The organism is Octadecabacter temperatus (assembly GCF_001187845.1).
Lineage (GTDB): Bacteria > Pseudomonadota > Alphaproteobacteria > Rhodobacterales > Rhodobacteraceae > Octadecabacter > Octadecabacter temperatus.
Genome location: NZ_CP012160.1, coordinates 2,713,093 through 2,735,065, shown reverse-complemented (window position 1 = coordinate 2,735,065; position 21,973 = coordinate 2,713,093). Strand labels below are relative to the sequence as shown.

The 21,973-nt window shown below is 54.8% G+C and carries 25 protein-coding genes; 8 read left to right on the top strand and 17 right to left on the bottom strand.

The genetic code is table 11. The features are described 5' to 3' along the window. Positions 1 to 59: 59 nt before the first annotated feature. The gene (locus OSB_RS13720; protein ID WP_049835527.1) at positions 60 to 539 is read right to left on the bottom strand and encodes a hypothetical protein; all 480 of its coding nucleotides are present in this window, start codon (positions 537 to 539) and stop codon (positions 60 to 62) included. Positions 540 to 646: 107 nt separating this feature from the next. Further along, positions 647 to 2,053, bottom strand: coding sequence for an aminotransferase family protein (locus OSB_RS13715; protein ID WP_049835526.1), 1,407 nt, complete (start codon positions 2,051 to 2,053; stop codon positions 647 to 649). A 179-nt stretch (positions 2,054 to 2,232) separates the two neighbouring features. Here OSB_RS13715 and OSB_RS13710 point away from each other — a divergent pair, with 179 nt between their 5' ends. From OSB_RS13710 to OSB_RS13700, 3 genes are all read left to right on the top strand, one after another. Next, positions 2,233 to 4,401, top strand: a complete 2,169-nt coding sequence (locus OSB_RS13710; RefSeq protein ID WP_049835525.1) for a heavy metal translocating P-type ATPase — start codon at positions 2,233 to 2,235, stop codon at positions 4,399 to 4,401. Beyond that, positions 4,398 to 4,784: a Cu(I)-responsive transcriptional regulator gene (gene cueR / locus OSB_RS13705; RefSeq protein ID WP_049835524.1), complete on the top strand. Its 387-nt coding sequence runs from the start codon at positions 4,398 to 4,400 to the stop codon at positions 4,782 to 4,784. The genes OSB_RS13710 and cueR overlap by 4 nt, the downstream gene beginning before the upstream one ends. A gap of 81 nt (positions 4,785 to 4,865) precedes the next feature. Further along, the gene (locus OSB_RS13700; RefSeq protein ID WP_049835523.1) at positions 4,866 to 6,188 is read left to right on the top strand and encodes a hypothetical protein; all 1,323 of its coding nucleotides are present in this window, start codon (positions 4,866 to 4,868) and stop codon (positions 6,186 to 6,188) included. On the opposite strand, the gene OSB_RS13695 is transcribed toward OSB_RS13700, so the two are convergent. Next, positions 6,185 to 6,994, bottom strand: coding sequence for a division plane positioning ATPase MipZ (locus tag OSB_RS13695; RefSeq protein WP_049835522.1), 810 nt, complete (start codon positions 6,992 to 6,994; stop codon positions 6,185 to 6,187). The genes OSB_RS13700 and OSB_RS13695 overlap by 4 nt on opposite strands. A gap of 358 nt (positions 6,995 to 7,352) precedes the next feature. Between OSB_RS13695 and OSB_RS13690 the strand changes: the two genes are divergently transcribed. The 3 genes from OSB_RS13690 to OSB_RS13680 all read left to right on the top strand — a co-directional run bounded on the left by OSB_RS13690 (position 7,353) and on the right by OSB_RS13680 (position 10,797). After that, positions 7,353 to 8,672, top strand: coding sequence for a DEAD/DEAH box helicase (locus OSB_RS13690; RefSeq protein ID WP_049835521.1), 1,320 nt, complete (start codon positions 7,353 to 7,355; stop codon positions 8,670 to 8,672). 80 nt (positions 8,673 to 8,752) lie between these two features. Further along, positions 8,753 to 9,217, top strand: a complete 465-nt coding sequence (locus tag OSB_RS13685) for an NUDIX hydrolase (protein WP_049835520.1) — start codon at positions 8,753 to 8,755, stop codon at positions 9,215 to 9,217. A gap of 89 nt (positions 9,218 to 9,306) precedes the next feature. Next, positions 9,307 to 10,797 (top strand): inorganic phosphate transporter, encoded by a 1,491-nt coding sequence (locus OSB_RS13680; RefSeq protein ID WP_049835519.1) that lies wholly within the window; start codon positions 9,307 to 9,309, stop codon positions 10,795 to 10,797. A 57-nt stretch (positions 10,798 to 10,854) separates the two neighbouring features. Here the strand turns inward: OSB_RS13680 and OSB_RS13675 are convergent, their stop codons facing one another. Then, positions 10,855 to 11,592, bottom strand: a complete 738-nt coding sequence (locus tag OSB_RS13675; RefSeq protein ID WP_049835518.1) for an SDR family NAD(P)-dependent oxidoreductase — start codon at positions 11,590 to 11,592, stop codon at positions 10,855 to 10,857. A 104-nt stretch (positions 11,593 to 11,696) separates the two neighbouring features. On the opposite strand from OSB_RS13675, the gene OSB_RS13670 reads away from it, so the two are divergent. Then, positions 11,697 to 12,032, top strand: a complete 336-nt coding sequence (locus OSB_RS13670; RefSeq protein WP_143831348.1) for a winged helix-turn-helix transcriptional regulator — start codon at positions 11,697 to 11,699, stop codon at positions 12,030 to 12,032. Positions 12,033 to 12,098: 66 nt separating this feature from the next. Here the strand turns inward: OSB_RS13670 and rpmE are convergent, their stop codons facing one another. Then, positions 12,099 to 12,320 (bottom strand): 50S ribosomal protein L31, encoded by a 222-nt coding sequence (rpmE, locus tag OSB_RS13665; RefSeq protein ID WP_049835517.1) that lies wholly within the window; start codon positions 12,318 to 12,320, stop codon positions 12,099 to 12,101. 11 nt (positions 12,321 to 12,331) lie between these two features. After that, positions 12,332 to 12,718, bottom strand: a complete 387-nt coding sequence (gene rplS / locus OSB_RS13660; protein ID WP_049836178.1) for a 50S ribosomal protein L19 — start codon at positions 12,716 to 12,718, stop codon at positions 12,332 to 12,334. Positions 12,719 to 13,178: 460 nt separating this feature from the next. Here rplS and OSB_RS13655 point away from each other — a divergent pair, with 460 nt between their 5' ends. Continuing rightward, a complete protein-coding gene (locus OSB_RS13655) occupies positions 13,179 to 13,541 on the top strand; it encodes a hypothetical protein (RefSeq protein ID WP_143831350.1) in 363 nt (120 codons plus the stop codon). A 26-nt stretch (positions 13,542 to 13,567) separates the two neighbouring features. On the opposite strand, the gene OSB_RS13650 is transcribed toward OSB_RS13655, so the two are convergent. The 11 genes from OSB_RS13650 to OSB_RS13600 form a co-directional block, all read right to left on the bottom strand. Further along, a complete protein-coding gene (locus OSB_RS13650; RefSeq protein WP_049835515.1) occupies positions 13,568 to 14,803 on the bottom strand; it encodes an APC family permease in 1,236 nt (411 codons plus the stop codon). A gap of 130 nt (positions 14,804 to 14,933) precedes the next feature. Further along, on the bottom strand, positions 14,934 to 15,725 hold the full coding sequence (trmD, locus tag OSB_RS13645; RefSeq protein WP_049835514.1) for a tRNA (guanosine(37)-N1)-methyltransferase TrmD: 792 nt from the start codon (positions 15,723 to 15,725) through the stop codon (positions 14,934 to 14,936). Continuing rightward, positions 15,715 to 16,512, bottom strand: a complete 798-nt coding sequence (locus tag OSB_RS13640) for a hypothetical protein (protein ID WP_049835513.1) — start codon at positions 16,510 to 16,512, stop codon at positions 15,715 to 15,717. Before OSB_RS13640 ends, trmD begins: the two co-directional genes overlap by 11 nt. After that, positions 16,512 to 17,036: a ribosome maturation factor RimM gene (rimM, locus tag OSB_RS13635; protein ID WP_049835512.1), complete on the bottom strand. Its 525-nt coding sequence runs from the start codon at positions 17,034 to 17,036 to the stop codon at positions 16,512 to 16,514. Before rimM ends, OSB_RS13640 begins: the two co-directional genes overlap by 1 nt. A 62-nt stretch (positions 17,037 to 17,098) precedes the next feature. Continuing rightward, positions 17,099 to 17,581, bottom strand: a complete 483-nt coding sequence (rpsP, locus tag OSB_RS13630) for a 30S ribosomal protein S16 (RefSeq protein WP_049835511.1) — start codon at positions 17,579 to 17,581, stop codon at positions 17,099 to 17,101. 12 nt (positions 17,582 to 17,593) lie between these two features. Then, on the bottom strand, positions 17,594 to 17,896 hold the full coding sequence (locus OSB_RS13625; protein WP_049835510.1) for a chorismate mutase: 303 nt from the start codon (positions 17,894 to 17,896) through the stop codon (positions 17,594 to 17,596). After that, on the bottom strand, positions 17,893 to 18,456 hold the full coding sequence (locus OSB_RS13620) for a GNAT family N-acetyltransferase (RefSeq protein ID WP_049835509.1): 564 nt from the start codon (positions 18,454 to 18,456) through the stop codon (positions 17,893 to 17,895). Before OSB_RS13620 ends, OSB_RS13625 begins: the two co-directional genes overlap by 4 nt. Further along, positions 18,453 to 19,955: a signal recognition particle protein gene (ffh, locus tag OSB_RS13615; protein WP_049835508.1), complete on the bottom strand. Its 1,503-nt coding sequence runs from the start codon at positions 19,953 to 19,955 to the stop codon at positions 18,453 to 18,455. The genes OSB_RS13620 and ffh overlap by 4 nt, the downstream gene beginning before the upstream one ends. A 300-nt stretch (positions 19,956 to 20,255) precedes the next feature. Beyond that, complete coding sequence (locus tag OSB_RS13610) at positions 20,256 to 20,825, bottom strand: hypothetical protein (protein ID WP_049835507.1); 570 nt, start codon at positions 20,823 to 20,825, stop codon at positions 20,256 to 20,258. Then, entirely contained in the window at positions 20,822 to 21,310 is a 489-nt protein-coding gene (locus OSB_RS13605; protein ID WP_143831352.1) for a hypothetical protein, read from the bottom strand. The genes OSB_RS13610 and OSB_RS13605 overlap by 4 nt, the downstream gene beginning before the upstream one ends. A gap of 40 nt (positions 21,311 to 21,350) precedes the next feature. Further along, positions 21,351 to 21,887 carry an FMN-dependent NADH-azoreductase gene (locus OSB_RS13600; RefSeq protein ID WP_049835505.1) on the bottom strand — a complete coding sequence of 179 codons (537 nt, stop codon included), beginning with the start codon at positions 21,885 to 21,887 and terminating at the stop codon, positions 21,351 to 21,353. Positions 21,888 to 21,973 lie beyond the last annotated feature (86 nt).

Below are 21,973 nucleotides of genomic sequence, written 5' to 3'. Positions count from 1 at the left end.
AAAGGGTCGGGTCCAGTGCGGAACCCGACCCTAAGGGATTTTAGCCAACGATGTGGTGACTAGTTGGTTGGTTTCGCCGCGATGCAATCCATTGCGTCGGTGCCCACCTCACATGCGCCAGTGCCACCCAACGATGGGTCGTCGCATTCTTCGTCGTAAGACCAACGACATGTGTTGTCGCCCAGTGCGTTGATCGCAACTTCGTTATAGCCCAGCGCCTGTGCGCGTTCGATGAAGTTTGTTTCGCGGTCAACCTGCCACGCTGTGCAGTCGGTCAGGTCAGATCCGTCCTGACACGCGCCACTACCGTTATAGCGGTATTCGTCACATTCACCGTCTTCCGCAAAGGCGCAGCTGTCTTCGTTGATGCCGGCGCTCAACAATGTGCAATCCGTGGTGTCAGTACCTGTTTCACAGTACCCTTGTCCGCCGTAACGTTCTTCGTCGCACTCGTTGTCGTTAGCGTATTCGCAGGAGTCTTGCGCATATGCGGGCAATGCAATGATGAAGGTAATGAGGATCAAAAACGAACGAAGCATGGTACTAGCCTTTGGTTATGAATTTCGCCGCACCATGCCCCGAATGAATAGGGCGGGTCCATCCCTGAACCCGCCCTAAGTTACTGAGAATGTTTCGTTTAGCCGACTTAGGCGAAAACTCGCCCTAATGCGGCGCTAACTGCATCGGTGATCTCGTCAATGTCGTCTGCCGTCGCGATCAATGCAGGCGAGAAGCACAGCGTGTTATTCTTGCCTGGAACAGAGCGGTTCGTCGCCCCGATGATCACACCGTTCTTGTTACAGTCTGCGACAACTGCCCCAACAAGGTTTTCAGGCATCGGTTCTTTGGTGGTGCGATCCGTGACCAACTCCGCCCCAACGAACAATCCTTTGCCACGCACATCACCAATTTGTGGAAACTTCTCGGCCAGCGCTTGCAGGTTGGCGACCATACGGTCCCCCATAACAAGTGTGTTTGCCAAAAGATCTTCGTTTTCGATGATCTTCATGTTCTCAAGCGCCGCTGCAGGGCCTGCCGTGCAGCCACCAAACGTTGAGATATCGCGGAAGTAGTTCAGCGGATCAGAGGAGTCGTCTTTGAACATGTCAAACACCGCCTCAGTCGTCACACAGCATGAAATTGCCGCGTAACCAGACGCCACGCCTTTGGCCATCGTCACGATGTCGGGCTTGATGCCGTAGTTCTGGTAGCCGAACCAAGCCCCCGTACGGCCTACACCACAAACGACTTCGTCGATGTGAAGAAGGATGTCGTACTTCTTGCAGATTTCCTGAACGCGTTCCCAGTAACCTTCGGGTGGAGTAATCACGCCACCACCTGCTGTCACAGGTTCAAGGCAAAGCGCGCCGACAGTGTCTGCACCTTCGCGCAGGATCACTTCTTCGATCTGGTTAGCGGCCCAAACACCGTAGTTTTCGTCTGGTGCGCCGGCCTGTTCGTGCTTGCGGTACTCCATGCAGTGCGGCACGCGTACAAATCCGGGGGTGAATGGACCGTACTGTGCGTTCCGCTCATCCTGCCCGCCCGCAGACATGCTAGCGATGGTCGAGCCGTGGTAGTCGCGGTCGCGATATAGGATCTTATGCTTCTTGCCGCCGTAGCGTTTGTGCGCGATTTGGCGAACGATTTTGAAACCCTTCTCGTTGGCCTCAGAACCGGAGTTTGCGTAATAAACCCGTGTCATTCCGGGCATTTTGGAAATCAGCTTTTCTGCGAACAACGCACCAGGAATGGACCCAACGGTGCCGCCAAAGAAGTTCATTTTCAAAATCTGGTCGCGCACTGCATTGGCAATGCTTTCACGCCCATAGCCTACGTTAACGGTCCAAACACCGCCGGACACAGCGTCGATGTGTTCTTTGCCATGCTGGTCCCAGACGCGCATGCCTTTGCCCTCAACGATGATACGCGGGTCAACCTGCGCGCTGAGGTCTTCATTCATATACTGCGTGTGCTGGCTGAGGTGATGCCAGACATGGGCGCGATCAGCGTCAACTACATGGCTCAGGTCGTTCGTCGTCATTCCGTCCATCACAAGTCCTCCGCATGGAATCAGGGGTGCACTCTGGGTGCGTTGCCTTACTATTTAGATTTTGGGGGTACACGAATAGGTCCAGTAAAGGCGGCAATGTAGGGCCAGATTGAAGTGAGAAATGTTTTGACCTTACCGTTACTGGAAGGTTTATGTAGGTGGTGACAAGGGGAGTCGTTATGACCAATTATCGCTTCGATGTAGATGAAATGACCTGTGGTGGCTGTGCTGCGCGCGCGCAAAAGGCGATGGCAGGGGTTGCGGGCGTAACCTCGGCATACATCAATTTTGCAGATCGCACGGCCACAGTTGAGGGTGTCGCTGGGTTGGAAGATTTGATTGCCACGGCTTCGGCAAAGGCAGGTTACCCTGCAAGCCCTATGAAGGCGGACGGCGTGGCACTAGAACGCGAAGATGAAGCGCCAGCCTTGCTGCGTTCAACTCTAATAGCTGCTGCGTTGACCCTGCCGATATTTGTTGTCGAGATGGGCGGGCATGTTTTCCCGTCCGTGCATCATTTTATTGCACAAGTGATTGGGATGCAGGACAGTTGGCTCATTCAGTTTTTCTTAGCGACAGTTGTGTTGATCGGGCCAGGCCGTGGGTTTTTCACCAAAGGTGTCCCTGCGTTGTTACGTGGTGCGCCGGACATGAATTCGCTCGTGGTTTTGGGGGCGAGCGCGGCGTGGGGCTATTCCACTGTTGCAACGTTTCGTCCCCAATGGTTGCCCGACGGAAGTATTGCGGTCTATTTCGAAGCGGCGGCGGTGATCGTGACGCTCATCCTGCTGGGCCGCTACCTTGAGGCACGCGCGAAGGGTCGCACAGGCGCCGCGATTAAGCGGTTGATCGGGTTGCGCCCTGACACCGCAAATGTCGAGAGAGAGGGTGAAGTGATTTCGCTCCCACTCGACAAAGTTGTCGTCGGTGACATTGTCCATTTGGCTGCAGGCACGCGAATACCTGTGGATGGTGTGTTAACGCGTGGCACTGGTTACGTCGACGAAAGCATGATTTCCGGAGAGCCAATGCCCGTTGAAAAAGGGGTCGGCAATGAGCTGGTTGCTGGCACGATTAACGGGACCTCATCACTGGTGTTAGAAGCGCGTTCTGTAGGATCAGAAACCTTGCTCGCACGGATCATTACGATGGTTGCCGAAGCGCAGGGGGCACGTTTGCCAGTGCAAGACCTCGTGAACAAGATAACCCTTTGGTTCGTACCTGCGGTTATCGCGGTTGCCACGCTTACCGTTCTGCTTTGGTTGGTGTTTGGGTCCTTACCGCTGGCGCTGGTTGCCGGTGTTTCGGTTCTGATTATTGCGTGTCCTTGCGCCATGGGATTGGCAACGCCCACGTCAATCATGGTCGGCACGGGACGCGCTGCTGAACTGGGTGTTTTGTTTCGACGCGGGGATGCCTTGCAGGCCCTGCAAGGTGTCGATGTCGTTGCGTTTGATAAGACAGGAACGCTTACCGCTGGTGCGCCTGTCGTAGTGACCAATACGTTGCGTTCGCAGGACCTTGCAGCGGTTGCCGCTGTTGAGGCCGCGTCTGACCATCCATTGGCGAACGCGATCGTCGCGCTTGCTGGTCGCCATTTGCCCGTCGCGACAGATGTAGAAACTATTCCCGGCCACGGCCTGCAAGGCACAGTCGAAGGCCGCCGCATCGTCATCGGCAATGCGGCGATGATGGCTTGGGAAGGCGTTAAAGTGCAGCCGGAAATTCCAGCGGGCCAGACCCCCGTCATGGTTGCGATTGATGGAAAGTTCGCGGGAACGATTGGCTTGTCTGATACGCCAAAGCCAACAGCCAAAGCCACGGTTCAAGCGCTGAAAGCACGCGGGCTGGTGGTGGTGATGATTTCAGGTGATACCAAAGACGCTGCGGGGGCTTTGGGGAAGGCTTTGGGAATTGAACAAGTGCTCGCTGGTGTGTTGCCTGATGGAAAAGCAGAGGCAGTCAAACAACTGCAATCGGGTGGTCGAAAGGTGGCGTTCGTTGGGGATGGGATAAACGATGCCCCTGCACTTGCCACCGCTGACGTCGGCATTGCGATGGGTACCGGCACTGATGTCGCCGTTGAAAGTGCAGACGTGGTGTTGGTGTCAGGCAACCCTGCCGGTGTTGCACGTGCAATTGAAGTGAGCCGCCGCACCTTGCGCAATATCTGGCAAAACCTTGGATGGGCCTTTGGCTATAACATCATCCTAATTCCGGTTGCGGCATTAGGGTTGCTGTCGCCGCAACTCGCCGCGCTTGCGATGGCAGCGTCTAGCGTTTTGGTCGTGACCAATGCGTTGCGTCTTCGTTGGGTAAAAGTAGCCGAACTGGAGGCCATCCAATGAACATTAAAGACGCAAGCACACGTGTTGGGCTGCCGCCCAAAACTATACGCTATTACGAAGACATAGGGCTGGTGACACCTGATCGCGCTGCCAACGGGTATCGCGATTTCAGCGACGCGCATCTGCACAAACTCACGTTCCTTGCCCGCGCACGTAGCCTTGGATTCTCGATCGATGATTGTCGTGACCTGCTTGCATTGTGGGAGGATCAGGACCGCGCCAGTGGCGATGTGCGTGCTATCGCCAAAGAACATCTTGTAGCGATTGAGGCAAAGATTGCGGGTCTTCAGGATATGCGTGCGACACTGGCTGATCTGGTGCAGTCCTGTGCAGGGGATGCGCGACCCGATTGCCCAATTATCGAGAAATTGCAACGCGGCTAGAGCTAAAAAACAACCTAAACGTGCCTAAGTCTTGCCAAAGATCGACGGCAAAATACTCTCAACAAACGCATGAGGGTCAGTATGTTCCGAAGAAACAGAACCGCAGCTACATTTGCTCTCGCAGCCGGATTCTGGCTATTGCGCCGCGGGCCGGTTGGCCTTGGCATAGCCGCAAGTCTGGTCCTCGCATCTGGGATTCTTTTGCAACTTCGCGTTAACCAGATTGACGCGAAGAACGCCGCTGCGCTTGCGGCTGGCCCACCCGCCATCATTGAAATTGCGAATGCCACACCGTCATCCGGTGCGAATGGTGTGAACGAAGTCGTGCTACAATCCGAACTTGTTTGGGAAATGACCTACGATCTTTGGTACGAGGAATCCTCAAGAACGGATTATGTCGCGATGTTCCCGCTTGTTGCTGCGGGCAGCATCAACACCAAGGAAATTCTTGGCTACGCACTGTTCCAAGCGAAAGACGATAGTTTCGAAACGCTAACGCCTGAAACCGTTAAAGCATGGCTCGTGGATGAAGGCGCGCTGGGCCCGGTTTTGAACCTGAACGGTGCGCTCCGCGGCGCTGGTAAATGGCAAGACCACGTTGAGGACGCCTTTGTGCAAGAAGGTATCGCAATGCCAGCGAACCCGATCGTGATCTGGCCCTATGTCGACGGTCGCGAAGCCGCGTTCGCACCTGCAGATTTCGGTGGGTTTACGATATTTGGTGTGTTCTCCAAGATTGCTGGCGCGCTTGGGCTACTCGCACTGTTGAAATTGGCGTTCGCCCAAAAGTCTGAAGATATGCCTGAAATCGAAGATCCCGATACCGCGTCGCATGTTGATCCGGTCGCCTTTGACCCAGCGCCGCAGCGCAAAGCTGCTCCCTTGTGGAAGCAGCGCAGCGGATTGGTGGATGAAGAGGATTACGTACCAGCACCAACACGCCACGAACCGTTACGGTACGAAGAACCGGTCTTGAACGCGCCTGCGGTCACACCCGCGCGCTCTAAATTCGGTATCCGCAAAGTCCTGATTGGCATTGTTGGCGGTTTGTTTTTTCTCGGTCTCGCTGCGACAGTGTCTGACCTGATTGGGAAGTCATCTGAAGCCAATGCCCTTGAAACCCGGTCAATCGAAGAGACCGTTGCACAAAACGCCGCCACTGCAATCGTCCCTGATGCGGACCCGAACCGTCATTGGACCGACATTGATGTCGCGCCGATTGCTGAATGGTTCGTCGCTAAGTTCTTCCTGGCTATTGCTGGCGATGTTGATGCTCAAATCTTGCTGGGCGGTATGTTGATTGGTCTATTCGTCGCCATGTTCGCGCTGCGCTGGTTCTTCATTGTGCGCCGCGCATTGCGGCCCAAAACAACGGCACGGTTTGACAGCATGGGTCTCAATTAGAAATCTACGTTAACACCGGGCAGGTTTAGCGATTTGATCAACTCGCGCAGTTCTTGACGTGCGGCGACGTTTGAGATGTTCAGGCCTTTTACGCCGATGTCGCGTAGGTCCAGCAATGTCAGACCGCGTGGGAACAGCTCGCGGAAAATCACCCGTTCGTTGAAGCCGGGGGCCGTGCGGAACCCGATGCGGCGCGAGAGCTTTTCAATCGCGGCTTCCATCTTTTGTTTGTTCACCATGTTTTGCGCACCCATGCGGTTGCGCACGACGATCCAATCAATCGGCTCGAACCCAGCTTGCGCGCGAAGCTGTCGCGCATTCCAGACCATTTGCGAATAAACGGATGGGCCGGTGATCGTTTCTGCATCGCCGTCGATGTGGGCCAGCAGGTCAAAGTCGATAAAGCTGTCGTTGAGCGGTGTAATCAGCGTATCTGCAAGCGAATGCGCCACCTGTGACAACCGTGTGTGGCTGCCCGGGCAGTCGATCAGGATGAAATCATTGTCCGGCTCAAGCCCAGCAACAGCCACCGACAGGCGATGGTCAAAGATGTTTTCGCCGTCTTTCAGCGTCGCAGGATCAACTTCGGGGAGGTCATGATAAGTCGGCGTGGGCAGTGTCAGCCCTTCTTTTTCAAGGAATTTTTTGCGGTTTTCCACATAGCGGCCCAGCGTTTTTTGGCGCAAATCCAGATCAAGCGTGCCGACCTTATGCCCCATGCGCGACAGCGCTGTTGCTACGTGCATCGAAACGGTGGACTTACCAGCCCCGCCCTTTTCGTTCCCCACGACGATAATATGTGCCACTGCGCTTGCCCCTTTGCTGATCCGGATCGTTGTCCAGAGCGTCGGCGTAACTATACCCAGCGGCGGACGCAAGGCAAAGAGGGATTGACTTGTGACATGCAAAGCCCCATTTGCCCCTCAAGGATGATGCTGGCTGCCGCGTGAGCAGGCGCAGGTTTGTGCAAAGTGCATCTCCTTAAGGTTCCCACCATCACGCAGGGGTGCCACGCCAGATCGGCGGGCCTCGACTTAACTCGGGCATGGGCATTCGGCCCACCGTCAGCTTTTGGCGCATCCTTTTGCGATGTTTCAACCGTTCGGGTTGGGGCGAATTATTTTTGCGGGCGCTTAAGCGTTCGCCCCGATCCAAGGAAAACACATGGATTTTGATATGCTGGGCCTCGCGCCCCGACTGATTGCTGAACTGAAAAGCCAAGGCATCACTGACCCGACGCCAATTCAGGCGCAGGCAATCCCACATGCAATGAATGGCCGCGACGTCATGGGCCTTGCCCAAACGGGCAGCGGTAAAACGGCCGCCTTTGGCCTGCCGATGATTGATATGCTTTTGAAAGAGCAAGGTAAGCCCGAGGGCAAAACAGCGCGTGCGCTGATCCTTGCGCCGACCCGTGAATTGGCAAAACAAATTCAAGAGAACTTGGCGGCCTACACAACAGGTACGCACCTTAAGACCATGTTGGTTGTTGGCGGCGCCGGTATTACGGGCCAAATCCGTAAGCTTGAACGCGGCGTTGACCTTTTGGTTGCCACGCCGGGGCGTTTGATCGACCTGCTTGAGCGCCGCGCTGTGCGTTTAGGGGATACAAAGTTCCTCGTACTTGATGAAGCTGACCAGATGCTCGACATGGGCTTCATCCACGCGCTGCGCCAAATCGCGCCGCTTTTGGCGACGCCGCGTCAGACGATGCTGTTCTCTGCGACGATGCCGAAACTGATGGGCGAACTTGCAGGGGCGTTCCTTGAGAACCCGATCCGCGTTCAAGTGAACGCACCGGGTAAAGCCGTTGATCGTATTGAACAGTCAGTCCACTTCGTTGCCAAAGCCGCAAAAACAGACCTGTTGTTGGAGCTGATCGACAAGCACCGTGATGAGCGCGCGATTGTCTTTGGCCGCACCAAACACGGGTCCGAAAAGCTGCATAAGCTGCTGACGAACAAGGGCTTCGCGTCTGCATCCATCCACGGCAACAAATCCCAAGGCCAGCGGGACCGCGCGATCACGGACTTTAAAGCTGGTAAGGTGAAAATTCTAGTGGCGACAGACGTGGCTGCCCGTGGATTGGATATTCCAGAGGTGAAGCACGTCTATAACTACGATCTGCCGAACGTGCCTGAAAACTATGTCCACCGTATTGGTCGTACAGCCCGTGCAGGTGCTGAAGGTATGGCCGTTGCGTTCTGTGCGCCTGACGAAATGGGCGAACTGCGCGATATCCAAAAGGCCATGAAGGCTGACATTCCCGTTGCGGGTGGTCGCCCATGGGCCAAGGACGAAGAAGAAGCCAAACCCAAGCGGGGCGGAGGCGGCGGTGGTCGTCGTTTCGGAGGTGGCGGTGGCCGTGGCGGTAAGCCTGGTGGCGGTCGTCCTGGCGGCGGCGGTGGTGGCCGTCCGGGTGGTGGTAAGCCCGGTGGTGGCGGTGGCAATCGCCGTCGTAAACCGAACAAGGCTTCATCATAAATTAAGGCCTAAGTTGCATTTTTGGGCACTTACCCTTATGTAAGTGTCCAAAGATAATAAGAAAAAATGGCAGTGCCCGAATGAATTCCGCTATCAACCGCGTTTTACGTGACTTTGTCGCGCCGATGTTTCGTCGCCCAAAAGGACTGCAAGTCGCGGCGCTTTGCACACGTGGCGTTGGTGATGACAAAGAGGTTCTTTTGGTCACGAGCCGTGGAACCGGACGCTGGATCATTCCTAAAGGCTGGCCCATCCGTGGCCTCGCGTCATCGCAGGCTGCATTGCAAGAAGCTTGGGAAGAAGCGGGCGTAAAAGACGCGACCGCCGAACCTGAACCTATCGGCAGTTATGACTACGACAAAACTATGGGCAGCGGCCTCCCGGTCCCGATTGAGACTTTGGTTTACTCTGTTTCGGTAAATGCGCTTGAAAACGACTTTCCAGAAGCAGGCCAGCGTGAGCGGCGTTGGGTCAGCCCCTCGGAAGCCGCCAATTTGGTGGATGAGCCCGAGTTGAAATCCATTTTGAATGGCTCTGCTATCTAATTGACCATTTTTTGGTCATTCGGACGGTAAAAGCATTGATTTGATGCGTTGTTAGAGTCAATTGTGCCCTCATATTCACGGGGGGCACCATGACTGACAACAACAACGGCGATCTACGCCATCTAGAAACTCTGGATCGTGATTTAGCGCGGTTTTCTCGACTTGAAGTAGCGACGCAATATGTTGCACGCCCGTTGGTTGGACCAGGTATTTCACTTCTGTTTATCGTACTCGCAGGCTTAGCTGCTGCGTTGTTCTTTGGGCAAACCAGCAATTCCATGATCGTGATCATTGCGACCTGTCTGGGGGCTTACATGGCTCTCAACATCGGTGCGAACGATGTGGCTAACAATATGGGTCCAGCGGTTGGTGCAAATGCGCTGACCATGGGCGGTGCCATCGCGATTGCCGTGGTGTTTGAAAGTGCCGGTGCGTTGATTGCAGGCGGGGATGTCGTTTCGACCATCGCCAAAGGAATTATCGCGCCTGAAAGCATGGGCACGCCCGAGACGTTCATTTGGGCGATGATGGCTGCGCTTTTATCGGCTGCCCTGTGGGTTAACCTTGCGACTTTCGTTGGCGCGCCTGTTTCCACGACGCACTCTGTTGTTGGTGGTGTAATGGGGGCTGGTATCGCGGCGGCAGGCTTTGCTGCTGTAAGTTGGGACACAATGGGCGCGATTGCTGCGTCGTGGGTCATTTCGCCGGTTTTGGGTGGTGCGATTGCCGCGTTCTTCCTTTTCGTCATTAAGTCACGGATTATCTACCGCGATGACAAAATCGCTGCCGCCCGTCGTTGGGTGCCTGTCTTGGTTGGTATTATGGCGGGTGCGTTTGGCGCATACCTTGCGCTCAAGGGCCTCAAGAAGATCATCAAAATCGACATGCCAACGGCGCTGCTGATTGGCCTCGCGGTTGCGATCTTGGTTTGGCTGGTGATGATCCCAGTGATCAAGAAACAGTCCGAAGGCCTTGAGAACCGCAACAAGTCCCTCAAAGTTCTGTTCGGTATTCCATTGGTTGTCTCCGCCGCACTGCTGTCCTTTGCGCACGGCGCGAACGATGTTGCCAATGCTGTTGGACCTTTGGCGGCAATCGTTCAGGTTTCCCAATCCGGTGACTTCACGCACAGCTTCTCCATCCCGTTCTGGGTGATGGTGATTGGTGCGTTCGGTATCTCATTTGGTTTGTTCTTGTTTGGACCAAAGCTGATCCGCATGGTCGGTAGCCAGATCACCAAGCTGAACCCGATGCGCGCTTACTGTGTAGCCCTTTCAGCGGCGATCACGGTGATTGTGGCCTCATGGCTCGGCCTGCCAGTTAGCTCAACGCATATCGCAGTTGGTGGTGTGTTTGGTGTTGGTTTCTTCCGTGAATGGGACGCAGAACGCCGTCTGCGCAAAGCACGCGTCGCAATGCCCGACAAGCCAGCCTATTCGGTTGAGGAACGCCGCCGCCGCAAATTGGTGCGCCGTTCGCACTTCATGACGATCATCGCAGCTTGGATCATCACGGTCCCAGCTGCGGCGCTGTTGTCTGCCTCGATCTTTTGGGTGCTTGTGATGGTTGTTGGGGCTTAAAACCTAGACCTTTGAATTTGAAACCGCCGCACCTACCGGGGCGGCGGTTTCTTTTTGTTAGTTACGGCCAGCCATGACGCCGCCGTCGACATCCCAAACTGCACCAGTTACCCAATCAGCGTCGGCATTGAGCAGGAATTCAGCCACCTTAGCGACGTCATCTGGCTCGCCAATACGGCCAATTGGGTGGAAGCCGTCAAAGCTTGCCAATGTTTCGTCCATCACATCATCGGGCACGAAATTGCGGTAGATGGGTGTACGTACCACCGCAGGGGCAACGGCATTGACGCGGATGTTGTGGCTACCAAGCTCCATTGCCATGTGTTGTGTCAGTGCGTGAACCCCCGCTTTGGCCATGGAATAGGCCGAAGATGGGGTCGCTGCGATCGCTTGGTGTGCCCACATGGAACCGATGTGAACAATCGCGCCGCCCCCTTGTTTCACCATCTGGCGCGCGGCAGCTTGAGATACGAAAAACCCAGAACGATTGAGGTTCATGTAGATGTCATAGTCATCGCCTGAATGATCGAGGAACGGCTTGGGATTGAAGTAACCCGCAGCGTTGACGAAATGGGTCAATGGCAAGGTTGCGATGTGATCGTTAACCGCATCAATGCCTTCTTGTGTTGAAAGATCAGCCTGAAATGTGGCCACACCCGTTTCTTTCGCGGCTTGTGCTAAGGTCGCTGCATCGCGACCAATTACTGTTGTGGGGATGCCTTTTGCGATCAACCGTTTAGCTGTCGCAAGGCCCATGCCGCTGGATCCGCCAGTGATGAGTGCATGCTGTGTCATAGTCGTCTTCCATTGTTTGTTTTCGTTGGAAGTCATAAATACGTAGGGAAACCAGCCGGCATAAGTAGGCACCAAGTCGACAGGTAGGCACAAAAAGGTACAAGATGTTGAACGCGCACATAAAGAAAATCACCACTCGCGTGACGCCGCCAGCGTCTGCAGAAATCGTACACAAAATATGTGGGTGTAAATGGTCGCTGACTGTTTTTGATCTGTTGGCACAGGGGATCAATCGCCCGGGTGAAATGGTGCGTTCCGTTGACGGTTTGACGACGAAAGTTCTGAATGATTGCTTGCGCCGGAATGTCGAATTCGGCCTTATCAGCAAGGCGACCTACTCTGAGGTGCCACCACGGGTAGAGTACAATATCACGCAATACGGGCAACGCTTTATGGCAGTGCTGTATGACCTTGAGCAGCTCGGTCCACCACCAACTTGAAGCCCAAACGAAAAACGCCGCCCCCAAACAGGAGCGGCGTATTCTTTTCCGAAAAGGTTAGGTGCTTTAGAAGCCCAGGCCTTCGTACTTTTTCTTGAACTTGGAAACACGACCACCAGTGTCCATCAGGCGTGCGCCTGCGCCGGTCCATGCAGGGTGCACAGTCGGGTCGATGTCCAATGCCAGCTGGTCGCCTTCGGCGCCCCAAGTGGATTTCATCTGGTGAACCGTGCCATCTGTCATTTTGACGTCGATGACGTGGTAATCGGGGTGAATGTCTTTTCTCATCTCGATCTTCCTTACGCTTGTGCGGCGCTTTTAGGCGCGCGGTAGTTTGTCTTCTCGACGATACGTGCGGACTTACCGCGACGCTCACGAAGGTAGTACAGCTTGGCGCGACGAACGCGGCCACGGCGGACTACTGTGATGGAGTCGATGTTGGTGGAGTACAGTGGGAACACACGTTCCACGCCTTCACCAAAGGAAATTTTGCGAACAGTGAATGAGCCAGCGATGCCCTTACCGTTTTTGCGTGCGATGCAGACACCTTCGTAGTTCTGCACACGGGTACGTGTACCCTCGGTCACGCGGAAGCCTACGCGAACAGTGTCGCCGGCTTTGAAGTCTGGGATGTCTTTGCCCAGTTCGGCGATTTGTTCCGCCTCGATTTGTGCGATCAGGTTCATGATCCACTCCTTATAGTCACGCGGTTTTTCCGCGGATGTGAGGGCTGCCAGAGCTTTGGTCTTCATCGGGTCAATCGTGTTGCCCACCAAAGGTATTAACGGCCTTGCTTTGCATTTTGGCGGGTTCGCGGTGAAGAGGTCGCGGCCATACCAAAAAGGTGCTGCGACTCAGTTGGGTCACGCACTTGGGCCGTATAGGGCTAAGGGGCGTTTGGGGCAAGAGGGATTGGGGTTTGCGCCGTATTTGCGTTTTTGTTTGTCTACTGGCAGATGCAATAGCACAGACACAGTATAAAATTAGCGGCGAAAGTGTGGGTTCATGTTCCTAAATTCTGAAACGCCAAAGAAATTCCGGTTTAAAATGCGCCGCCCAAAAAAAGAAAAAGGGTCTTCCAAAGTTGCGCGCGCCGTTACCCCGCTAGTTTTCACCTTAGTTGGCGGGATCTTTTTTATTGTGGGGATGTTTTTTATCTATTCTGGGCAACAGTTCACCAAGGCGTCTGTTGAGGCCGAGCTAACCGTCGTCCTTATGGATCGTAAGCGCAGTGATGACGGTTTTGTCTATCAACCTACGTTTCAGTCCCGCAGCCCCGATGGGCAGCTTGTCGAATACGTTCCCAGCATTTGGGTAAGCCCCAAACCGCACACAGAGGGCGATGTGGTTGAAGGGCGCGCCAATTGGGAAACAGGCGAGTTGCGCAGTGTTGGAATGATGAAATCCAGCGCATTTATGGGAACGATATTCAGTTTGATGGGTTCTTTGTGTTTTGTCATCGGCGTCGGTATCGCCATTTGGACCCGTCGCAAGCCAACACGGATTTAGTTTCACTCATACAGTACGCCCGATCGCTACATGATCGTACTTACAAACAACGCAATACTGGTCAGAATACCTAAAATTGGCACCGCAATTGGTACGCGATAGTAATCGCCAGTCGTGGCTGTCCGCCGCTTGATTGCGATCAAGGACAAGTTCACGCAAACAAATACCGCGAGGACGATCTGGGATGTCCATCCAGCGAGACGTTCAATGGGTAGGAATAAGCTCAATCCCATGATGCAAGCGGCCACAAAAGCTGTTGCGACTGTCGGCGTTTGTGTCCGTGGGGAAAGAATGGCGAAAACCGCAGGGAAACGTTTACGTTGAGCCATCCCGTAAATCACGCGAGAGGCCATGATCATTTGGATCAGCACGCCATTGACCGTGGCAACAACTGCCACGGCGGCAAAACCAGTCTGAACAACCTGTGGTGCATTCACGAACACAAGCGTTAGTGGTTCATCTGATCCCGACAGCGTTTCAATCGGAACAGCCACCAACACCGAAACGGCAACCAGAACATAAAGAACCGTCGCCACGAGCAATGTATAAACGATTGCGCGAGGGATGGTTCTGCGGGGCGTTTCGACTTCCTCGGCGACATTCACCATGTCCTCGAAGCCGATAAAGGCAAAGAACGCCAAAAGGGACGCGCTGGCGATGCCACCCCAATGTGTGCCTTGAAGCGGCGGGATTAGTTCTGCCGTTGAGACCCCAGTGCGTTCGGACATGCCAAATCCCCAAGTGATGACAAAAACAAGGCCTAGGATCTCTAGCATCGTGATCGCCGCGGCGACCTTTACGGATTGGTTAATACCCCACCAAGCGATGAGCCCCATAGATGCAACAATTGCGACGATCAAAATGGGGGACGACAGGCCTGTTAACCCGCCAAGGTAACCGGACGCGCCAACGGCAACTGCTGAGGCAGACACCATGCCGGATAATGCGACGAATCCACCGACTATGCTTGCGAGCACTGGTCGACCAAATCCTGCGTCCACATAGGCGGCTTCGCCAGCACTGACAGGGTATCGGGTGGCCAGTTCGGCATAGGAAAACGCTGTGAATGCGACGACGAAAGCTGCCAATAAGAACGCTAACCAAGCGTAAGCGCCAGCTTCGGCCACTGTCGAACCGATCAGAACGTAGATGCCAGCACCTACCGTAACCCCAAGCCCATACAGCGTCAGGAGCGGTAAGGTTAGTGAGCGTCGCAATGTAGGCGTTGCGGGCTTGTCGTGATTAACATGCTTAGCGGTCAAAACGAATACTTCCTACCAATTGAAGAACTGTCCGAAGAACTTAAGCACTCATCGCGATGACGATGCATTGATCAGGATCAAGAGTCTTCAGCCGATGAGAAAGATCGTAACAGATTAATCAGCAGTCAAATTACGCTTTGCCCTTCTTTTCCCACAAATCTGGCCTGCGTTCTTGCGTGATCTTCTCACTCATCTCTTTGCGCCATTTGGCAACTTTCCCATGGTCCCCAGATGTCAGAACTGGCGGGATCGTGCGCCCTTCCCATTCAGCTGGGCGAGTATATTGCGGGTGCTCAAGCAAGCCGTTGGAATGGCTTTCCTCAAGCGCGCTTTCCTCATTGCCCAACACACCTGGCAGCAAGCGTACACAGGCGTCAATCAGAGTCATCGCGGGGAGTTCGCCGCCCGTCAGGACGTAGTCCCCCATCGACACTTCCATGATCTCGTAGTGTTCCAGCACGCGTTCATCGACGCCTTCAAATCGGCCGCACAGCAACGTTACGCCGTCCTGTTCGCTCAGATCTTGGGCGATTTTCTGCGTGAAGGGCACACCCCGTGGACTAAGGTAAATCAACGGCATCCGACCGCGCGCCTTGCGCCGTGTATCGCCCAACGCATTGGCAACGACATCGGCACGTAGAACCATGCCTGCGCCCCCGCCAGACGGCGTGTCATCAACGTTGCGATGTTTGCCGATACCGAAACGGCGCAAGTCTGTTGTTTGCAGCTGCCAAATCCCGTCTTTCAACGCCTTCCCCGTCAAGCTTTCGCCAAGTAACCCCGGAAAGGCATCCGGAAACAGCGTGATGACCTGCGCCGTCCATGCATGGGCGAGTTGGGGTTTGTCTGTCATCAATTCCTGCGGCTTGGCGCTGACTTGTACTGACTTTCGGCCAATGGATTTCGCGGGTTTATCCGTCATTTTGTTTTGCCTTTCCAAGCAGGTCGATTTTTGCCGCAGCCAACGCCTTATCCGATAGCGAAGATCGGTTGAGGGCTAGTAGTTCGTCAATCATTTCATCTTTTGGGCCGATGTTATGTGGCACGTGCGGAGTGAGATTGCTACGACGGCGTTCGGACAGTTCCAATAAATCCACCAACGGCTGTGCAGGACCTTCCGGTCCGGTTAGGCCAGCCAAGTCAGCGGTTGAGACGATTCCCGTTACGGCTTTCTCTATCTCTTTGGTTACGCCAATAAGATCCGCCGCAGGCCCGAAAGTTGACGCGTATTCTTCTTCGTCCATCACCAGTCGCGATTTGCGCAAGTTGTGTTTGTAGGTCGACTTTAGCCACGACTTTGGCTCGCGGGTGGTGAAGCAAAAAATGACTTCGGCTTCTGCGCCGAAGACATCGCAAATCACATCTTCAACACGTGCCATCAAAGTCGGCGTTGCACTGTAATCCAATTGGCCATCCCGCCCGGGCATCCTGCCAGATAGGCTTTCCTCAGAAATCAAAATCTTACGCCGCCCAGGGTCGATCTGTGACAGCATGGCGTGCAATTCGTCGCTGAAACTGTCCAGTAATGCATCTGTGCGAAAGCGTGAGTAACGAACGGCTTGCAAGCCCGCTCCGTCGCGAAGCTTTCCGGGAAGCGCGAGGGCGCAACGCGGCCAGATGTCTTTGCGATTAGCGTATAGGAATTTTTGGGCGCTCGTTGTGCCGGTCTTGTGAAAGCCGGCGTGGACGATCACGCGGCGGCCGGGCATCAGTCCGCGGCTTCGTCGCTGAACAACCCACCTGGTGGATCAATTACAAGACGGCCCGCTGCGAGGTCCACTGTCGGCACGATCGCCTTGGTGAACGGCACTAAGACGGTGTCTTTGTCGGTCGGGCTGATGACTTCAAGAAGGTCTTCAGCGCCATTGGTTTGTACCGCTTTGATGCGGCCAAGTTTCTCTCCACCAGTGTCGAAGGCCATCAAGCCAACAAGGTCGGTGTGATAAAATTCGTCGTCGGGTAAGGACGGCAGTTGGTCACGGCGGGCGAATAGGTCCATGCCACGTAGACCGTCTGCTTCTTCTTTGGTCGTGATGCCGTCAACACGGGCAATTAGCGCGCCCTTGGTTTGGCCTTTGATCACGATGGTCATGATTTCAGTGCCATCCGCGCGGGTCAGCGGGGTGTAATCCGCCAGCGCCTCGGGGTCGGCACAGAATGATTTCAGGCGCACGTCACCATGGACTCCGAAAGAGCCCGAGATGGTTCCGACAATGATGCGGTCATCTGACATGTGCGGTCCTGTTGGGTTGGGGAAGGGTGGGGCAACCGATGTCGCCCCACCCGAAAGCCTGATTACTCAGATGCTTCTTCTGTTGCTGGTGCTTCCTCTGCAGGAGCCTCTTCAGCTGGTGCTGCTGCGGCTTCCGCTTCAGCGGCCTTTGCTGCTTCAGCTGCTTCTTTCGCAGCTTCCTTAGCTGCTACTTCAGCTTCAGCCGCTGCAGCTACTTTTGCAGCTTTCTCTTCGACGCGCTCTTTGGCTTTTTTGCCTGGCTCACCTTTTTTCAGGTTTGCGCGCTCTTTCTTCTCAACAACGCCAGCCGCTTCGAGGAAACGGGAGATACGGTCAGTTGGCTGTGCGCCTTCACCCAACCAGTAGTTCACGCGTTCCATGTTCATCTGAACGCGGTTTTCGTCGTCTTTAGCCAGCAGCGGGTTGTATGTGCCGAGCTTTTCTACGTAACGGCCGTCACGTGGCATGCGGGAGTCCGCAGCAACAATACGGTAAAACGGGCGCTTCTTGGAGCCACCGCGTGCGAGGCGAATTTTCATAGCCATGATGTTAGTCCTTTAGGGTTTGGATTGGTGTGTTTTGTGATGCTGAATGACTTCAGCGATGATGAAGTTGAGGAACTTCTTGGCAAATTCGGGGTCCAGTTCGGCCCGTTTCGCCAAATCTTCTAGCCGAGCGATCTGCGCTTCTTCGCGCGCTGGATCGGACGGGGGAAGGTCGTGGCACGCTTTGAGTTTCCCCACAGCCTGCGTGTGCTTAAACCGCTCGCCCAGTGTATAGACGAGGATCGCATCGAGGCGGTCGATGCTGTTGCGGTGTTCTTTGAGAAGGTCAGCGGCGAGGGTTACAGCATCGCTCATGTCATCGCTCCTTTGTGGTGGCGCCAAATGTTAACCTGTGGGCCGTCTTCGTCGTCGAAATTCCCACCCGGAGCATTGGCGATGCGGGTTTCTTCGGCGTCAAACGTAGCGCCCAGTGCCTTTGCTACAGCGACAGATGCGTCGTTACCTTCATCAATGTGGCTTTGCGCAGTGTTCGTACCAATCACGTCCCAAGCCCAAGGAATGACCGTGCGCATAGCTTCAGTCGCAAAGCCCTTGCCTTCATGAGCCGCGTCATAAAGCGCCCAACCGAATTCAGGTTCTTCGATATTCACAGGGTGAAACACGCCGAAACCGCCCAAAGGCGTTTCAGGATCAGACTTAAGCGCGCCGATGAAATAGCCATAGCCACGCAGCATCCATTGTCCTGGAAAGCTCGCGAAGCTGCGTGCGGCATAGCCTTCAGCGACAGGACCGCCAACGAACTTCGCACGCTTCGACATCAAAAACGCCATGAACGCCTTCGCATCTGATAGCTGCGGCGGACGCAGCACCAAACGCTCTGTTTCAAGCGTGGGGATGGTGACGGTCAGGCTCATTTCTTTTTACCGAACCCCGACAAGCCAGGGGGCAATGCTGCGCCGCCCAAACCAGGCATTCCGCCCATGCCGCCGCTTGGCATTTTCGCACCGAGCTGCTTGGCTGCCTCTTCCATTGCTGCTGGGTCGTTCATGTCTGGCATGCCGCCTTTGCCGAACATGCCCTTCATGGCTTGTTTCAGCATTCCGCCTTTACCCATTTTACCCATCTTCTTCATCATGTCCGCCATCTGGCGATGCATTTTGATCAGCTGGTTTAGTTCGCGTACTTCTAGGCCTGCACCGGCGGCGATCCGTTTCTTACGGGAGGCCTGCAACAACTGCGGGTTGGCGCGCTCTTTCTTGGTCATCGATTGGATCATGGCGATCTGGCGTTTGAAAACGCTGTCGTCCATACCGCTTTCTTCGACCTGTTTGGCGGCTTTCTTCATGCCGGGCATCATGCCCATCATGCCTTCCATGCCACCCATCTTCATCATCTGCTCAAGCTGCATTTTCATGTCGTTCATGTTGAAGCGGCCCTTCTGGAACCGTTTCATCATTCGTTCAGCTTGCTCAGCCTCGATGGTCTCTTGCGCCTTCTCGACGAGGGACACGATGTCGCCCATGCCAAGAATACGACCCGCGACGCGATCCGCGTGAAATTCTTCAATCGCGTCCATCTTTTCGCCAAGGCCGACGAAGCGAATAGGTTTGCCCGTGACTGCACGCATGGACAGGGCAGCACCGCCGCGTCCGTCACCGTCCATACGGGTGAGGACAACACCGGAAATCCCGATGCGCCCGTCAAAGTTTTCAGCTGTAGAAACGGCGTCTTGTCCGGTCAGACCATCGACCACCAAAAGCGTCTCGCGCGGGTTGGCGACGTTACGAACGGCCTCAACCTGTTGCATCAGCTCTTCGTCGATAGACAAGCGGCCCGCAGTATCGAGCATATAGACATCATAGCCACCAAGGCTGGCTTGGGTTTTGGCGCGCTTAGCGATCGCAACAGGGTCTTCGCCTTTAACGATTGGCAGTGTGTCCACGCCAATCTGCGCACCAAGAATCTGCAACTGTTCCATCGCGGCAGGGCGGTTAACGTCCAAAGATGCCATGAGGACTTTCTTGCCCTCACGCTCTTTCATGCGTTTCGCCAGCTTCGCGGTCGTTGTCGTCTTACCGGAACCTTGCAGACCGACCATCAAGATCGGAGCAGGTGGGTTGTCAATTTTCAGGGTGCCGTCGCCGCCATCACCCGCCAGCACGTGCACCAACTCGTCGTGCACGATCTTAACGACCTGCTGACCGGGTGTGACCGACTTGGTTACAGATTGGCCAGAGGCCTTGTCTTGCACCGCTTTGATGAAGTCCCGCGCAACCGGCAAGGAAACGTCGGCCTCAAGCAAGGCAATACGAACCTCGCGAAGCGCTGTTTTAACGTCGTCCTCAGACAACGCACCTTGTTTGGTGAGGCGATCAAAAACACCGCCTAGGCGATCTGATAGTGACTCGAACATGGGCGCTTCCTTTGCGTCGTTTCATCGGTGTCCGTTATATAGGAACGAACGGTTCAAAGCAGTAGAGCCCCAGTGGGCGCAACGCGCTGACTGGGGGCGATCCTTACACATGCAAGGACCGGAAAGACGGTGCTCTCCGGAATTAGGGTGCAGTTAGGACTTCTGCGGGTCTGAGTCAAGCGCTTGGGGGTTCCGATGGGCGTTTAACCAACCGTTGATACTATCGCCTATCCGCTCAATATCTTCGCGCCTTCCAATGCCGACGATTCTAGGCGCGTATCCCGCAGTTCTTCACAATTCTCATGTCGATGTCTTCTCGGATAATTCCGCCGAACGATTGGCGTGGCTGGAACCATCATCAGGTTTTTGCCTATTGGCGCGCCAGTCTTTCATCCAGTCAGAGACCCTAGCTGATGCCGCTAGAACGTCTTCTGCAGGCATGGCGCCATTGGTAAGCTTATGACGCCCTTCGTCCATGCCTTCGCGGACGTATAACGTCATGAGGCGTTTGGGGTCATCTATTGCAGGACCATCTGTGCGTCGGCGGGTGACGCGGGTCGATTGTACCTCGCTTAACGGCCATTTGTGGCGATGAAGCCCAATGGCCGTCGCATGGCGAAAGTCAGCCTCGCCGGTTTGCGCATTCAGCACCAACATCGAACGTTCCATAAAGGTGAGCGCAAACAGCGTCGTCCAAAGTACCGTTAAGAATAGCCACAACAGCAAGGCAAAAAGACCCGCGTCGGGGTTATAGGCAAGTTTAACTCCGCCCCAAAGTCCAAGCCCTGTGAGGACAGTAAAGAACAACGACGCTTTCCAGCGGGTAAAACGAAGGATCAGTAGGTCGGGCGTGTCTGTTGTGATTCTCATGTCGTACGCCAGTCGTTCACGGCGTCCGCCAATTCACGCACGCGATGGATGTGCTTTTTGTATGTGTTTAAACTGTAGTTGCCTGGGTCCATTCCTTCGCCAATTCGCACATTCAGGTATCCCCACCATGTCGCCGAATTTGACGCGCTTTCGATGTCGAACCTTTGGCTGTCATAGAACAGGTCGATATGCGCTAGATCGAACCAACGGGATTGGTACTTGAAGAAAATCTTTCGGCGCAGCTCAAGTCGGCCGGTTGTTTTGTTTAGCACCATTTGTGAGCGTCGCGGCGACAAGAATGTTATCCAGCCCAATATGGCCGGAAAGACACCAACGATAAGCCAGACCCAAGGTGGCGCGCCTGTTCCTAGGAGCAGGAATAAAATTGAAAACATGAGTAAAAACAGCGGGGCGAACAGGAAAAACCCACCCCACTCGCGGCATTCGATTACCAATGTATCCGCTGTCTGTTGTGTAATCCTCATGGGCCGCACTCAAGCGCGGCCCATGGGGTAAGTCAATTCGTCAGGCTGCTGTCGCGGGAACAACTTCCCTGGCTGGTACGAACTCAACATCCGTGATGCCAATGAAGCCAAGGAAAAACCGCAGGTGTGGCGTTAAGAAATCGTAATCTGACCCAATCGCGGTGCCACCCGACGCAACTGCGATGATTGCTTTCTTGCCTTCCAGCAACCCCTTTGGACCCTCAGGCGTATAGGTGAACGTTACACCGGGACGTGCGACAAGGTCCATCCACGCCTTTAACGAAGCTGGAGACGTGAAATTATAGACGGGCGTCCCGATCACGATCGTATCCGCGGCCTGAAGTTCGGCAACCAAAGTGTCAGATAGTTCAAGACGATCTTGGTCCTCTTGGCTGCGGGTGTCTGGGGCAGTCAGGCGGGCATCGGCCCACGGGCCATCAATCTGCGGCAATGGTGTTGTTGCAAGATCTCGATAAGTCACCGAGCCACCTAAATCAGCGGCTAATATTGCGGATGCTGCGCGGCTGGCGCTGGTTAATGTGTTCGCGGATGCGTCGATGTGAAGTGTGTGTTCCATGTGGACCTCATATGTTTGTGATGACTGACATATGGCCTTCGCTCTGGTGAACGCTATAAGCTTATTTCAACATTAAGTGTTCAAAT